The following is a 14,511-nucleotide window of genomic DNA, read 5'->3' as shown; positions in this document are numbered from 1 at the left end:
TTGGAGCAAAAGCTTTACCTCATTCAGAAGCTCGTTAGAATAGGAAAAAAGTCGTTTATTCAAATGAGGTAATGAGACCACCATGCTTTCTGCTGCTGACAACGAATTATTGGTTCGCACTAATCAAAATACGCCTCTGGGGGAATATTTTCGGCACTTCTGGCAGCCTGTTGCCTTAAGCGAGGAAATACCTCTACCTGATTGTGCCCCAATACGGGTTACTGTCATGGGTGAAGAGTTACTGTTATTTCGTAACTCAGCTGGCAAAGTAGGTTTAATTGATCGTTACTGCGGGCATCGCGGTGCTGACCTCTTTTTTGGGCGTAATGAAGAATGCGGAATTCGCTGCATTTATCACGGCTGGAAATATGATACCGATGGTAAGTGCATCGAGATGCCAAATGTACCTCCAGGTGCGGCCTACCATGACACGATTCAAATTAAAGCCTATCCAACCCAAGAATTTGCCGATATGGTATGGGCCTATATGGGGCCAGCAGAATCCATGCCCGCACTCGTCCCACAATTAGAAGTTGGCTTAGTGCCGTCAGAAAATCGTTATGTAACCAAGCGTTTAATCGAGTGCAATTGGGCTCACTCAATGGAAGGGGCACTCGATACAGCCCATTTTTCTTTCTTACATATGCCGGCCCCCTCACAAATGAATGATGACAACCCCAATGTCGCTGCCGATGTGAAGCGCTTACGCTGGCTACGCAATGACCCAACACCGCGCTTTACTTTTGTTGACCATGAAGTTGGCTTTGTCATCGGCGGTGCCCGCCATGCCGATGAGGATGAACACTATTGGCGCTTAACGCAATATTTATTACCGAATCATTCCATCACGCCATCGTCAATGCCAAATGAAATTTATTATGGCTATAGCTGGACACCAATTACCGATGAGGCGTGCTGGATGTATGTCTATGCTTGGCATCCTGAGCGGGCTATTACTGCAGAGGAGCGTACCCGTTTTGACCAAGGTGGATATGGCCAATTTGCCGCCCTCGGACCTGGCTACTTACCCTTAAGAAATCGCAGTAATAATTATTTATTAAGTCGAGAAGAACAGCGCACTGAATCTTTTACTGGCATTCGGGGCATTGCCGAACAAGATCAAATGGCACAAGAAAGCCAGGGCTATATTCTTGATCGCACCAAAGAACATTTAACCCCTACTGATGTTGGCATTGTGCGCTTTCGTAAACTGATTTTAGATGAAGTGAAGGCACTGAGTGCGGGCAATACCCCAAAAGCAGCACACTTAGGACAAGCCTATCGTACTCGGGGTGGTGGTGCTTTAACTGCAGATCAATTGCAGTTAGAAGAAGTCATGATAGAACGCTTTGGAACCAAAACAGGAGTAGTTAACTAATGAAGAATGCAAGAAATCTATTAGCCGCGCTATTGATATTTTTTAGCTTTAATGCTGGCGCGCAAAATACGGCTAAGCCAATTAATTTCATTATTCCCTTTTCAGCGGGTAGCGCTAGCGATGTAATTACGCGTATTTTGCTCGAACAAGTGACGACGAATACGGGTCAACGTTTTGTTTTTGATAATAAGCCAGCTGCTGGCGGCAATATAGGAACTGCAGCAATCGCTCGCGCAGAGCCTGATGGATTTACCATGGGCACCAGTACTTCGGGCCCTTTGGCGATCAATAAAATTCTGTATCCTGATTTAAGTTACGATCCAGAAAAAGATTTTCAACCGATTGCGCTCATTGCCATCCTACCTAATGTGGTCGTTGCTAGCTCAACACTCAATATCAATACCCTTGCCGAACTGAATGACTATTTACGCAAAAACCCAGATGTCGCATATGGCTCGGTAGGCAATGGTAGCTCGCAACATTTAGCGGGTGCTTATTACGAACAATTACTGGGGGTGAAAATGACCCATATTCCTTATCGCGTTACCGCTAACCTAGTGACAGATTTAGTCGCTGGTCGAGCACCCGTCAGTTTTCAATTACTACCAAATGTGGTTGGGCAAATTAAGGCAGGAAATATTAAACCCCTAGCCGTTGCATCCAATAAACGCTTAGCGGCACTCCCTAATGTTCCTACTGCGGCCGAGGCAGGTGTTAAAGGCTATGAATCTGCCGCGTGGTTTGCCATTGTTGCTCCTAAAGGCACACCTAAAGCTGTAGTTGAACGCCTCAATAAAGATATTGTCAAAGCCAGCGCCGATCCCAATGTGAGAGCACGCTTTACTGAACTCGGCGCTGAACCACAAGCAAGCTCACCTGAGGAATTGCAACGCTATATTAATTCTGAAATTAAGAAATGGACTGATATTATTAAAAAAGGGGGTATTACTTTAGAGAAAAGTTAAGGCCCAAAAAATTTATCGCACACCTTCCTGCTCTAAAAAGTCATTTACTAAATCCAGTCTCAGGCGCGGATTTTCTTGTAATAAAAGCTGTTGTTTTTGCAACGGTGTTAATGGTAATAACTCCGCCCAGCGATTCGCAACCCAACCGCATTCATCCAAGCGAAAGGGTTGCTTAAAAGGCATTTCCTCTTGAGGCACACCCTGCTCTTGTAAGGCACGAATGACTTTTCCCAAAGTAGCTGCACTGGCAGTCAATTCCGCTGGAATTGGCATGATGGCATCATCTCCCATCAGTTCAACAGTGGCCATGACTAAGCCATTAGACTGGACTGTGCTTTCTAAAATACGAAAACGCCTTTGTCCTTCGCATTGAATCAAATAGAGCGCTGGCTGCAAAGCATCAAAATGCATAATTTTTGCCAAAGTACCAATCGGCATTAATTGCACTGCTTGGTTTGGCGTGCGCACCTCAGAACCTGCAGCAATAGTGGCAATGCCAAAGCAAGAATTCTCCTTAAAGCACTTCTTCACCATATCCAGATAACGTACCTCAAAAATCTTTAAGGGTAAAACGCCCCCTGGAAAGAGGGTGGTTCCCAATGGAAACAAGGGGATGGCTTGAGTTAGAGTGGCTTGTGGCATAAGGCAGAATTCAATATGGATAAAGAACTTAAGCACAATCATAGTGCTAAATAAACTTATTTGCAGATACCCATACACTCCGTCGGCTTCACACGCAATTCATCGAGTTCAGGTATAAAGAAGTGCCCTACCTCAAGTGAAATTGCTGTGCCAATCTCTTTTATTGAAACACTCTCGCCCCAAGCTACTACCCTTCATCAAGAAGCTGAATTAGGCATTTTAAGTACTCCCGCGAGTTTGCCGCCGAAGTTCTTTTATGACAATCTAGGTTCGCGCTTGTTTGAAGCTATTACCTATCTCCCAGAATATTACTTAACTGCGACCGAAGAAATCATTTTTAACCAATTTGGTGCAGAAATTCAAGCACACATCGGCGCCAAACCTTTACTCATTGATTTGGGAGCTGGCAATTGCCAAAAAGCGGCGCGTTTCTTTGGTTTGCTCAAGCCCAATCTCTATGTCGCGATCGATTTTTCGATTGCTTATCTTAGAACCATCTTATCTCACCTACAAAGTCAATATCCCACGATCCCGATGATGGGAATAGGGATGGATTTTTCTCAGCAATTGCGCTTACCGCCAGAAGTTCCCCAAACGCCTCGTACCTTCTTTTATCCCGGCTCTAGTTTAGGGAACTTTTTACCAACTGAAGCCTTGCAACTACTCAAGCAAATCCGTCAAGAATCTTTGGGTGGCGGTCTGCTGCTTGGTATCGATTTATTCAAATCAGCGAGCATCCTTGAGCCCGCTTACAACGACCCACTTTTAGTAACAGCGGCTTTTAACCTCAATATTTTGCGCAACGTGAATCAATTGCTAGGGTCCAATTTTGAAGTGGCTAAATTTAAGCATCACATCGAGATTAATGCTGAGCTGATGCGCGTCGAACTCTATTTGGAGGCATTAGAAGCTACTACAGTGCAATGGCAAGGAAAAGAGCGTTATTTTAAAAAGGGGGAACGAATTCATACGGAAAACTCCCATAAATATTCTCTAAACTCCATCCAAAAGTTATTAACTGCTGCAGGATTTGATAAGATGAAAGTGTGGACTGATCCGCAACAATATTACGCCGTAATTTATGCCACCTAAACATGTCAAACAAAATTAATCCTGCCACCTTGAATGAACAAGTAAATTTGCAGACTGAGTTTATGCAAACGCGGCAGCAATCGCTTGATCTTGTTGCTCACTTAAGCGCCGAAGATTGTCAGGCTCAATCAATGCCAGATGCCAGCCCAGCTAAATGGCATTTAGCTCACACGACTTGGTTTTTTGAGACCATGGTCTTGCAGTATTTTGAAAATAATTTCGCTCCTTGGCGTAAGGTATTCGCCGTCTTGTTTAATAGTTATTACAACGCCGTTGGTGATAAGCATCCCCGACCAGATCGTGGCTTATTAACCCGCCCAACTTTAGACGAAGTGATTGCTTGGCGCCAGCACGTAGATGCACGTATGCAGAAACTATTAGCCGATGAGATCACAACTGAATTAGCGTGGATTACTGAACTCGGTATCCATCATGAACAACAGCATCAAGAATTACTATTAACCGATATTCACCATTTATTTTCAACTAATTCGCTGCTGCCGATTTACTTACCAGAGCAAATTCGTCCTACTGAAGCTGCTGGCGTCCATCATTGGATGCGCGGGCCCCAACAAGAGCACAACTTATTTAAGCTCGGGTTTAATACCGCGGCCACGGGCTTTCATTTTGATAACGAAGCACCGCAGCATACAGTCTACCTTGCGCCCTACTCACTCGATAGTCAACTCATTACTAATCGTCAATGGCTTGAGTTCATTCGTGCAGGCGGTTATCAAGAGCATCAATGGTGGCTAGACGCGGGCTGGGCCTGGATTAATCAAGAAAAAATTCAGGCGCCAATGTATTGGAGGCCAATTAATACTGCACAAGGTATTGCTGCAGAATATGCTGAATTTACTTTACGTGGTAATGCCCCGCTTAATCTCGCAGCACCGGTTAGCCATATTAGTTACTTTGAAGCCGAGGCTTTTGCTCGCTGGTTGGGCACATCCCATGCAGAATATCGTGGTGCACGCTTGCCGACCGAATTTGAGTGGGAGGCATTTGCACTCAATCAAGCGGGTAATGTAATTCCTGGAAGTAGCCATTTGCTTGAAAGTCACGATCTCGTACCAATGCCTTCAGCAAACCAGACTCTTTATGGGGATGTCTGGCAATGGACTTCGAGTAACTATGGTCCGTATCCCGGATTTCAACCGTGGGATGGCATCGCAGGAGAATACAACGGCAAATTTATGGTTAACCAAATGGTGCTCAAAGGTGGCTCTTGCCTAACGCCTCGATCGCATATTCGCCCCAGTTATCGTAATTTCTTTCCTGCCCATACGCGCTGGCAAATGACCGGATTGCGTTTGGCTCGTGACGCTAGTTAAGCTAATTAAATATGGTATTTAATTTTGATGCGCCCATCAATCGGCGCAAGACGGATTCCATTCGCTGGGATGCAAACCCCCAAGATGTGATTCCGCTCTGGGTGGCTGATATGGACTTTGCTTGCCCGCCTTGTGTTGTAGATGCTCTTTCGGCCCGCGTGCAACACGGTGTATTCGGCTACACGCACTCACCTAGGACTTTGCCAGAAGCTATTGCTAACTATTTACAAGTGCATTACAAGTGGGAAGTTGATCCCAGTTGGATTGTCTTTCTCCCCAATGTTGTATCGGGTTTGCATACTGCGGTACGGCAACTAACTACACCCAATCAACATGTATTAATTCCTCGGCCTGTTTATCACCACTTGCGCTTAGCCTGTACCCAAGCCCCACGCGACTTTACTGAACTCCCTTTAGTTTTGGAAGCAAATCGCTGGGTCTTGCCATTCGCTCAGCTTGATGAGTTTGCTAAGCCGGGTACGCGCTTATTACTCTTATGTAATCCACAAAATCCAGGGGGCACCGTTTTTACGCGCGCTGAATTAAGTCAAATCGCTGATTTTTGTTTAGCTAAGGATATTCTGATTTGCGCTGATGAAATTCATGCAGGTTTAGTACTCGATGACAATAAGCGCCATATTCCCATTGCCAGTTTGAGTAAAGCCATTTCAATGAATACCGTTACCTTAATGTCCTTGAATAAAACCTTTAATTTCCCGGGTGCTGGCTTAGCTTGGGCGGTAGCGGAAAATCCACTAATACGTAAAGCCATGCAGACTGATCTTCATAGCACAATCGCTGATCCATCCTTATTTAGTTATGTTGCTACGCAGGCAGCGCTTGACGAAGGTGAACCATGGAGAAAAGCACTGATTCAGTATCTACGAGAAAATCGCAATCTAGTTGAAACCCGCATCAATGCAAGCAATATCCTGCACTTTGCTCATAGCGAAGCGAGCTATTTAGCGTGGATTGATTGCAGCAAACTCGGGTTAGCTAAACCACAGGATTTATTTTTACAGCACGGCGTACATCTTTCGCCCGGGTCCCAATTTAATGAGCCCAAATTTGTCCGCCTCAACTTTGGCACTCAAAGAGCGTTACTAAATCAAGCTCTCGACCGCATGGAATTAGCAATCCGCAATTAAGAAGGACTTTTCCAAGTAATAACGATGCGCTGAGGCATGTCTTTCGCAATCACCAAAGTACGATTTTGAGCCATGCCATTATAAGAAGCCGCAATTGAATAAGAGCCTGGTGGAAGTTTTACTAACATGAGTGGCCCATCGCAGACCGTCTCGAGCAAAGGTGCATTTTTTGCATCACTAATGACAACTTTAACGCCCGCAACCCAAGCTGGTTTTGCTTGACCATCCGCTTGCGAAAACTCAAGTAATAAAGGCCATTGTTTAGCTTCAGCCTGCATCGCCTTAGATACGTCTGAACCAATTCCGCCAGTAATAAAACGAATACCATTAATAGTACGGGCATCTGGTAGCTGAGCCAAACAAGCGAAAGTAGCAAAATAAAGCACTAAAAAAATAATTCGGTGATGAATACGCATTATTTGCTCCTACAATTAATAGGCTTTCAGTATAAGACCTTTAAGTCTATTCTATTACCTTCACGCTGCTAAATAAACGAATTAGTCAACTGACTCAGTAAGCCCATATAATGAAGCGAGAGGAATATGGGCTTAGATTGATTAGCGCATATGCCATTTTCAGTTGTAATCGTATCAAGGAGCAGCAATGTCATTTAATCATGTCGTCGTTTGGATTGACCATCAAGAAGCCCATATTATTCGTTTTGATGCTGAAGCAAGTGAAAATCAAATCATTTCTACTCACTCTAAGCACCTCCATTTACATCATAAAAAAGGGGCTTCAGGTAGCGGTCACGTGGCACTCGATTCAGGTTATTTGCACGCGGTCATTACGGCAATTAAAGATGCCAAAGAAATTTTGATTATCGGCCCAGGCTCTGCAAAGTTAGAACTATTTAAGCACGCAAACCAACACGATCCACAGGTAGCAAAAAATATTTTAGGCGTAGAGACTGTCGATCACCCAAGTGATGCGCAAGTATTAGCTTACGGCAGAAAATATTTTATTAAAGCCGATAACATGCTCGGTGATTCTAAAATTAAACATTAAGCTTTCTACTAACCCATTACCAATGGGTTTTCTAGTACGCCAACCCCACCAATCTCTAGTTTCACAATATCGCCCGGCGCTAAATACTTGGGGGGTTTAAAACCTAAACCTACCCCGGCTGGTGTGCCAGTTGCAATGATGTCACCTGGATACAAAGTAATCCCCGCTGAAATTGTCTCAATGAGCTTGGGAATATTGAAAATTAAATCTTTTGAATTAGAGCTTTGCCGTAATTCTTGGTTAACCCAACATTTAACTGAGATATCGTTAACATCTAGCTCATCGGCTGTCACTACCCAAGGCCCCATCGGGCAAAAAGTATCAAAGCTTTTTCCTAAGAACCATTGCTTATGCCGTTGTTGCCAATCGCGTGCGGTCACATCATTAATTGCGGTATACGCCCAAACATGTTGCATTGCATTGGCTTGACTAATGCCTTTACCACCTTTGCCAATAATCACCGTTAACTCAACCTCGTAATCAACAGCATTTGAAACTTGTTGCGGAATCACAATATTTGCTCCTGGACCGATCACCGACTCAGGGGGTTTAGTAAAAATAATCGGGTCCTTCGGAATTTCATCGCCCGGCTTAGAAGTGCTGCTATCAAAGCCACTCGTGCCAAATTCTTTTGCATGATCAAAATAATTTTTACCAACACAAAAAATATTACGCCGCGGCCTTGGAATTGGGGCCAACAACTGGATTGCACTGAGGCTGTGAGTAGTAGTAGTAGCTGGCAAAGGCTGCTTGGCCAATTGCAGATTTAAAAGCGTTAGAACTCCGGCTTCAGTCAGATTAGTAGATACGCCGTATTCAGCAATATTGTCTTGCTCAGTGGACACTAAACCTACCCGCACGCGCTCGATTTCAGCGGGTGTGCCATGACGCAAACGGAATGCAGCAAATTTCATGAAACTCATCTCCTCAAACGATTGTATTCACCTGAAAATGATTGTAGTAGGATATGAATTCCTTCATTCGAGTAAATAAAAATATGAGACAAGCTCACCCTCTTTCGGGTTTACCCCAACCCTGTATTTTAGTCTTGAGTACCATGCTGGGTTTATTGACTATGCTCTCCGGCCTTTTAATCAGCGCGGCTCATGCGCAAGAGGCGTGGCCTACTCGTCCTCTGACGATGGTCGTACCTTTCCCACCTGGGGGAGTGGCTGATACCGTAGCCCGCCCAGTAGCTGAAGCGCTGTCGCGTAGCTTAGGCCAAGCAGTAATTATTGAAAACAAAGTGGGCGCTGGGGGTGGGGTTGGAATGGCGGCAGTCGCCAAATCAAAGCCAGATGGCTACACCATGTTGATGGCGCTATCCTCAATTTCCATTATTCCTGAAGCCGATAAAATTTTAGGGAAAACGCCCTCATTTCAACTAAATCAATTAAAACCGATTGCCCGCTTCACCGCCGATCCAACTGTTTTAGTGGTGCGGAGTGACAGCCCATGGAAAACCTATAAGCAATTTTTGGATGCCATGAAAGCATCCCCAGGTAAATATAATTTTGGCTCATCAGGAAATTACGGCACCATGCACGTTCCCATGGAAATGCTGAAAGCCAATGAAAAATTTTATATGGTGCATATTCCCTATACTGGAGCAGGCCCTGCAATTGTGGCCTTACTGGGTGGTCAAGTTGATGCCTTGGCAACGGGGCCATCTTCGGTGGTGCAATACATCAAAGCTGGAAAATTACGACCTCTAGCGCACTGGGGCAATGTGCGCCTAGTGAGCTTGCCTGATGTGCCCAGCTTTAAAGAGCTGGGGGTGCCGATTGAATTTGCCCAGTGGTCAGGCTTATTTGTGCCCAGTAATACTCCGGATGCGATTGTGAATAAATTACGCGAAGCTGCCAAGCTAGCTGCAAATGATGAAAAAGTGAAAGAAATTATTGGTAATTCTGGTAGCCCGGTAATGTACCTCGATGCGCCCGAGTTCAAGACTTACTGGGATAAAGATGCGGGAGACCTAGCTATCTCAGTGAAAAAAATTGGTAAGGTCGAGTAACAGCGAATTTAACGCAAGCACTCAATTCGCTCATGCAGTTTAGTCTTGCGGCGTGAGACTCAATTGACTTAAATCAAATTGCTGTGTGACGAGTCGTTGTAATAAATCATCATAGGATTTTTGATTGACCTTTGGCGTGCGCGATAAGATCCATAAATACTCGCGCCGCGGATCACTTACAGCAGCCAATTGATACTGTGGATCAAGATCAATCACCCAATAATCACCCCACACAAAGGACAAAATTGCTAACCAGTCAGGAGCAAAACGAACCTCTAATTTAGGGGAAGTAGCGCCGCCAATTTGCCTCGCGGTGCCAATTGCTTGGGCCATTTCACCACCCTCAACTTTGCACCGATTCGTTACCTTTACATTGCCATCTTCTTTTAATTGGTAGTTTGCATTCGTGCCAGAAAGGCATTTCCGCTGAAACCAATTAGGAAATTTTGCGATCTCATACCAAGTACCCAAATAACGAGCAACGTCAATTGACGGTATGGTTTTAACCGGTTGTAGCTCGGCAGCCGGGTTGGCCTGAGCATTAGCTTGCGCGGTCGCTGGTGCACTAATCTGCAGCAACGCAGTACAGATTAATGCTTGGCATACCAGAACGCTCATTTTTAATTTTATCAACATATATTCATCACCTACAATACTTGATCAATCTAAATAGTGTAAAAGTATCATCATATATGAGTAAAAAGCCTGTAAAGATCAGTAGCATTCGCCATTGGCTCAAAGACTATCAAGTGATTCGCCAATATCGTCTGCAATGGATTTTAGCCATTATCTTTGTGTTTGTTGCTGCAGGCGCTACCCTAGCGGTACCCATCGCCTTTCGGCAATTAATTGACACTGGCTTAACTAGCCAAGCAGTCCACCGTGAATTTATTTACCTCCTGATCATCGCTGTAGTCTTAGCGCTTGGTACAGCCGCGCGCTTCTACTTTATGTCGTGGCTTGGCGAACGCGTTGTGGCCGATATGCGTGAGCGGGTTTTTCAAAATGTCCTTCGGCAAAGCCCGAGTTATTTTGAAACCTTACAAAGCGGTGAAGTGTTATCACGCCTAACTAGCGATACCACCCTAATTCAAACTTTAGTTGGCACGAGTATTTCCTTAGCCTTACGCAGTTCAGTCATGGCAATTGGTGGAATTGGCATGATGTTAGCTACCAGCCCTTGGTTAGCAGGCATGATGGTAGGTCTTTTATTGTTTACTGTGTTGCCACTGTGGGCTTTTGGCCGTCGCGTGCGCAAGATGTCGCGGGCTAGTCAAGATAAAGTTGCCGACGCCAGTGCGATTGCCGGTGAAATCCTCAGTGCCATGCCTACTGTACAAGCCTTTGTACGAGAACCGTATGAGCAAAAGCGCTATCGCACTGCGGTTGAGTTGGCCTTTACCGTTGCTAAAGAACGCATCAAAGTACGCTCAATGCTTACTGCCTTAGCGATTACGCTTGCATTTTCAGTCATCGTTTTTGTCTTGTGGGTCGGAGCCTTACAGGTTGGTACGGGACAAATTACGATTGGCCAATTAACCCAATTTGTTTTATACGCAGCCTTAGTATCAGGTTCAATTGGCGCTTTGTCTGAGGTTTGGGGCGACTTACAACGCGCATCTGGCGCAACTGAGCGACTCGTTGAACTAATCCAAGCGAAACCCGCAATCGCCTTTGATCATCATGGTATTGATGACTCAGCTAATCGGCTTAAGCAACAAATGGATAAGATTGGGGCTTTAGCCGCCACGCAAACTGAGGCCATACAGTTTGCCAACGTATCTTTTTCTTATCCATCGCGCCCTACATTTTTGGCCTTAGATCATTTAAATCTCACCATTCCTAAGGGTCAAAGCTATGCCTTAGTAGGGCCATCTGGCGCAGGCAAAAGTACTATTTTCTCCCTGCTATTACGTTTTTATGAGCCGCAAAGTGGCGCTATCAATATTTTTGGCCGCACACTAGAACAGTGGCCCATCGACGAGTTACGCCATCTGATTGGCATTGTTCCGCAAGAGCCTTTAATTTTTGCTAATAGCGCACTTGAAAATATTCGCTATGGTCGTCTAAATGCTACCGATGATGAAGTGATTGCTGCTGCCAAAATGGCATATGCCGATGAATTTATTTCTGCACTACCAGAGGGTTATCACAGCTTTTTAGGTGAACGCGGTGTACGCTTATCGGGTGGACAAAAACAGCGTATTTCAATTGCCCGAGCCATTTTAAAAAATCCTTTCATCCTTTTATTGGATGAAGCGACTGCTTCACTCGATGCCGAATCGGAACGTGCCGTGCAAAAAGCCTTGAATGCGCTCCTGCCCGGAAAAACTGCTTTAATTATTGCGCATCGCTTAGCTACCGTATTACGTGCAGATCGCATTATTGTTTTGGATGAAGGCCGCATTGTTGAGGAAGGTACCCATGCCGAGTTGCTTGAAAAAAATGGCCTCTATGCGCGCCTCGCAAAATTACAATTCACGGCTTAAGCATAGATACTATTAAAATATTAGAATGCATCCCATCAAAACTTCTCATCTACTACCGCTCTTGTTGCTCTTAATCGCTCTTACTACGAGCGTTATTTTCAGCGCCTGTGGAACCTCAAAAAGTAATTTCAGAGCTGTGCAAACGTCCGATGGACGAGTCGGCGTTCAAACCGTGGTTACCGCAAATGATGAAGAAGTGATGGCAGTAGCCATTGAGGAATGTAAAAAGTTGGGTAAAAAGGGCGCGGCTATTTCTGAGGTACGGACAACCTTAAATGACCGCTTTCCAGTGATGCACACCTATACCTGCACCACATATTAAAGTCCTGTAGCCAATCAAAACCCCTATAGCAAAACAAATTCGACGTGCGCGTTTCATTCAAGCTTAATATTGGTTTTTTCCATAACTTGCTTCCACCGTGCAATTTCTGAAAAATACAGTTCACTAAATTGGGCTTGATTCATTGGGGCAATTTGTACGCCAGCTTTATTTAAACGTGCCTTCGTCTCAGGGTCTTCAAGCAATTTTAAAATCGTAGTGCTGAGTAAACTCATGATTTCCTTGGGTGTACCTGCAGGGACAAAAACACCCTGCCATAAGGTCATGTCATAAGCTCGTACCCCCGCTTCAATCATCGTTGGCAACTCAGGGGCGCCACTAAAGCGCTGTTTACTGGTTACCGCCAAAGCACGTAACTTATCGCCTTTATATAAAGGGAGGCCCACTGGCATCCCGGCAAAATAGAAATCAATTTGCCCACCTAAAACATCGGTAGCCGCAGGTGACCCGCCTTTGTAGGGCACATGAATGGCCTGTAAGCCAGTCATTGCTAAAAATAGTTCGCCCGCCATGTGATCCGAGTTGCCAATACCCGATGAAGCAAAGCTTAGTTTGCCAGGCTTGCTTTTTAGTAGGGCTACTAATTCAGCAACATTCTTTGCTTGAAATTCTTTATTCACTACCAAGATATGAGGAGTTGCAGTAACCCCAACCACGGGAATTAAATCTTTCATGCCGTTAAAGGCTAATTTTGGGTTTGCAGCCACATTGATGGCTAAACCATTTTGGGCAAATAAAATCGTATATCCATCGGGTGCACTTTTGGCTACCGCATCTGCTGCCAAACTACCGCCAGCACCCCCACGATTTTCAATCACTACAGTTTGTTTTAGCGCGATACTTAAATCTTGGGCAATAATGCGTCCAATAATGTCAGTTGAACTTCCCGGTGCATAACCCACCAGCACTTTAATAGGCTTATCGGGATAGGCAGCAAATACGGGTTGCATTAATCCAGCCAATAAGAAAAAGCTGCCAAGTAAAATCGAACGTGCGCCAAATGGAATCCTGCACCATTGTTGAAGTGTCATCTACTGCTCCTTAAGTAAAAGAGGTACGCCATGTTCAATGGCTAATGCATCTAAAGTTTTAAATAGTTCTAATGATAGGGGAATACCGTCGCGCTGTCGTTGTTCAGTTGTGCGCGCGGCACCCTCCCCTGGCACACGTATTCCAGCTCCACCTGGAATAGGAGTCGATTGCTGTATATCACGCACAACTTGATTGACCCTTTCAATAAATGCTTCAGGGTCACCAAAAGCCGAGGGGTCTAGAGCAATGACAGCTTGGCCTGTGTTGGTAGCGCTAGCTTGCTGGGCATTGAAATCGATGGTCTCTTTACCTACCGCAGCACCGTTTAAACTCCCCGCTAATAACCCAATCATCAGTGCTAAGCCGTACCCTTTGTATTCGCCAATTGGTAAAAGCGAACCTTCGCTAGCGCGCTTCGGATCGGTAATGGGTTTACCGCTTCGATCTATCATCCAAGTATCGGGCATCAACTCCCCCCTTTGCGCGGCTAATTTAACCTTACCATAGGCGGCAATGGTTGTTGCCATATCTAATAAGACAATGGGCTGCTTGCCGGCAGGTATTGCGATTGCAAGGGGATTAGTGGAGAGCAACAAATCAATTCCGCCCCACGGGGCCATATGATTTGCGTTGCCCACTGCCATATAAATTCCGATGAGACCCTGCTCAGCAAGCATCCGCACATATACTGCTGCTGCGCCAGCGTGGTTACCATGATGACTACCAATCCAAGCTACACCAAACTGCTTCGCTTTTACTTGAGCTAGCTCAACCGCCCGTGCCATTACCAAATGACCCAGCGCATTATCGCCATTTAATAGCGCAGTGGCGCCGAAATCTTTTTCAACTTGCATCTTGGGATGCAAATTAACGCCACCCGCTTGAATTCGCTTCACATATGAAGGTAAGCGAAATAAGCCATGACCATCGGCGCCTGCTAAATCAGACTGCAACATGAGATGCGCAACTCTCGCCGCATCATCGGGCGGTACGCCTACCGCCCTAAAAATATCGCTTATGAAACCTTGTGCGGTGGCTAAGGAAATGTACTGCATCTTCAGTGGTA

15 protein-coding genes are annotated in these 14,511 nt (G+C 45.2%); 9 read left to right on the top strand and 6 right to left on the bottom strand.

Annotated elements, in window-relative coordinates:
- Positions 1-82 precede the first annotated feature (82 nt).
- The gene (locus LZT21_RS10305; protein ID WP_233990692.1) at positions 83-1,378 is read left to right on the top strand and encodes a Rieske 2Fe-2S domain-containing protein; all 1,296 of its coding nucleotides are present in this window, start codon (positions 83-85) and stop codon (positions 1,376-1,378) included.
- Positions 1,378-2,343 (top strand): tripartite tricarboxylate transporter substrate binding protein, encoded by a 966-nt coding sequence (locus tag LZT21_RS10300; RefSeq protein WP_233990690.1) that lies wholly within the window; start codon positions 1,378-1,380, stop codon positions 2,341-2,343. Before LZT21_RS10305 ends, LZT21_RS10300 begins: the two co-directional genes overlap by 1 nt.
- 12 nt (positions 2,344-2,355) lie before the next feature.
- Here the strand turns inward: LZT21_RS10300 and LZT21_RS10295 are convergent, their stop codons facing one another.
- Positions 2,356-2,985 (bottom strand): LON peptidase substrate-binding domain-containing protein, encoded by a 630-nt coding sequence (locus LZT21_RS10295; RefSeq protein WP_233924871.1) that lies wholly within the window; start codon positions 2,983-2,985, stop codon positions 2,356-2,358.
- A 147-nt stretch (positions 2,986-3,132) separates the two neighbouring features.
- Between LZT21_RS10295 and egtD the strand changes: the two genes are divergently transcribed.
- From egtD to LZT21_RS10280, 3 genes are read left to right on the top strand one after another with little or no spacing between them, the layout of a single operon-like run.
- On the top strand, positions 3,133-4,077 hold the full coding sequence (gene egtD / locus LZT21_RS10290; protein WP_233935488.1) for an L-histidine N(alpha)-methyltransferase: 945 nt from the start codon (positions 3,133-3,135) through the stop codon (positions 4,075-4,077).
- A 2-nt stretch (positions 4,078-4,079) separates the two neighbouring features.
- Positions 4,080-5,411 (top strand): ergothioneine biosynthesis protein EgtB, encoded by a 1,332-nt coding sequence (gene egtB / locus LZT21_RS10285; protein ID WP_233990688.1) that lies wholly within the window; start codon positions 4,080-4,082, stop codon positions 5,409-5,411.
- An 11-nt stretch (positions 5,412-5,422) separates the two neighbouring features.
- On the top strand, positions 5,423-6,559 hold the full coding sequence (locus LZT21_RS10280; RefSeq protein WP_233990686.1) for a MalY/PatB family protein: 1,137 nt from the start codon (positions 5,423-5,425) through the stop codon (positions 6,557-6,559).
- Here the strand turns inward: LZT21_RS10280 and LZT21_RS10275 are convergent.
- Positions 6,556-6,975, bottom strand: a complete 420-nt coding sequence (locus LZT21_RS10275; protein WP_233990685.1) for a carboxypeptidase regulatory-like domain-containing protein — start codon at positions 6,973-6,975, stop codon at positions 6,556-6,558. The two genes, LZT21_RS10280 and LZT21_RS10275, sit on opposite strands and share 4 nt — an antisense overlap.
- Before the next feature lie 187 nt (positions 6,976-7,162).
- On the opposite strand from LZT21_RS10275, the gene LZT21_RS10270 reads away from it, so the two are divergent.
- Entirely contained in the window at positions 7,163-7,567 is a 405-nt protein-coding gene (locus tag LZT21_RS10270) for a translational machinery protein (RefSeq protein ID WP_233990684.1), read from the top strand.
- 8 nt (positions 7,568-7,575) lie between these two features.
- Here the strand turns inward: LZT21_RS10270 and LZT21_RS10265 are convergent, their stop codons facing one another.
- Positions 7,576-8,481 carry a fumarylacetoacetate hydrolase family protein gene (locus LZT21_RS10265; RefSeq protein ID WP_233990683.1) on the bottom strand — a complete coding sequence of 302 codons (906 nt, stop codon included), beginning with the start codon at positions 8,479-8,481 and terminating at the stop codon, positions 7,576-7,578.
- An 83-nt stretch (positions 8,482-8,564) separates the two neighbouring features.
- Here LZT21_RS10265 and LZT21_RS10260 point away from each other — a divergent pair, with 83 nt between their 5' ends.
- Positions 8,565-9,584: a Bug family tripartite tricarboxylate transporter substrate binding protein gene (locus LZT21_RS10260; RefSeq protein WP_370634822.1), complete on the top strand. Its 1,020-nt coding sequence runs from the start codon at positions 8,565-8,567 to the stop codon at positions 9,582-9,584.
- 39 nt (positions 9,585-9,623) lie between these two features.
- Here the strand turns inward: LZT21_RS10260 and LZT21_RS10255 are convergent, their stop codons facing one another.
- The gene (locus tag LZT21_RS10255) at positions 9,624-10,220 is read right to left on the bottom strand and encodes a lipocalin family protein (protein ID WP_233990681.1); all 597 of its coding nucleotides are present in this window, start codon (positions 10,218-10,220) and stop codon (positions 9,624-9,626) included.
- Positions 10,221-10,276: 56 nt separating this feature from the next.
- On the opposite strand from LZT21_RS10255, the gene LZT21_RS10250 reads away from it, so the two are divergent.
- Positions 10,277-12,073: an ABC transporter transmembrane domain-containing protein gene (locus tag LZT21_RS10250; protein WP_233924881.1), complete on the top strand. Its 1,797-nt coding sequence runs from the start codon at positions 10,277-10,279 to the stop codon at positions 12,071-12,073.
- Positions 12,074-12,098: 25 nt separating this feature from the next.
- Positions 12,099-12,395, top strand: a complete 297-nt coding sequence (locus LZT21_RS10245) for a hypothetical protein (protein WP_233924883.1) — start codon at positions 12,099-12,101, stop codon at positions 12,393-12,395.
- Positions 12,396-12,448: 53 nt separating this feature from the next.
- Here LZT21_RS10245 and LZT21_RS10240 read toward each other — a convergent pair whose 3' ends face one another.
- Both LZT21_RS10240 and LZT21_RS10235 read right to left on the bottom strand, forming a co-directional pair.
- Positions 12,449-13,444: a tripartite tricarboxylate transporter substrate binding protein gene (locus LZT21_RS10240; protein ID WP_233935474.1), complete on the bottom strand. Its 996-nt coding sequence runs from the start codon at positions 13,442-13,444 to the stop codon at positions 12,449-12,451.
- On the bottom strand, positions 13,445-14,500 hold the full coding sequence (locus tag LZT21_RS10235; protein ID WP_233924887.1) for an Ldh family oxidoreductase: 1,056 nt from the start codon (positions 14,498-14,500) through the stop codon (positions 13,445-13,447).
- Between the last annotated feature and the right edge of the window lie 11 nt (positions 14,501-14,511).

Source organism: Polynucleobacter sp. IMCC 30228, assembly GCF_021395205.1.
Taxonomy (GTDB): Bacteria; Pseudomonadota; Gammaproteobacteria; order Burkholderiales; family Burkholderiaceae; genus Polynucleobacter.
The sequence above is the reverse complement of the archived record's forward strand: the minus strand, read 5'-3'. Positions and strand labels throughout refer to the sequence as shown.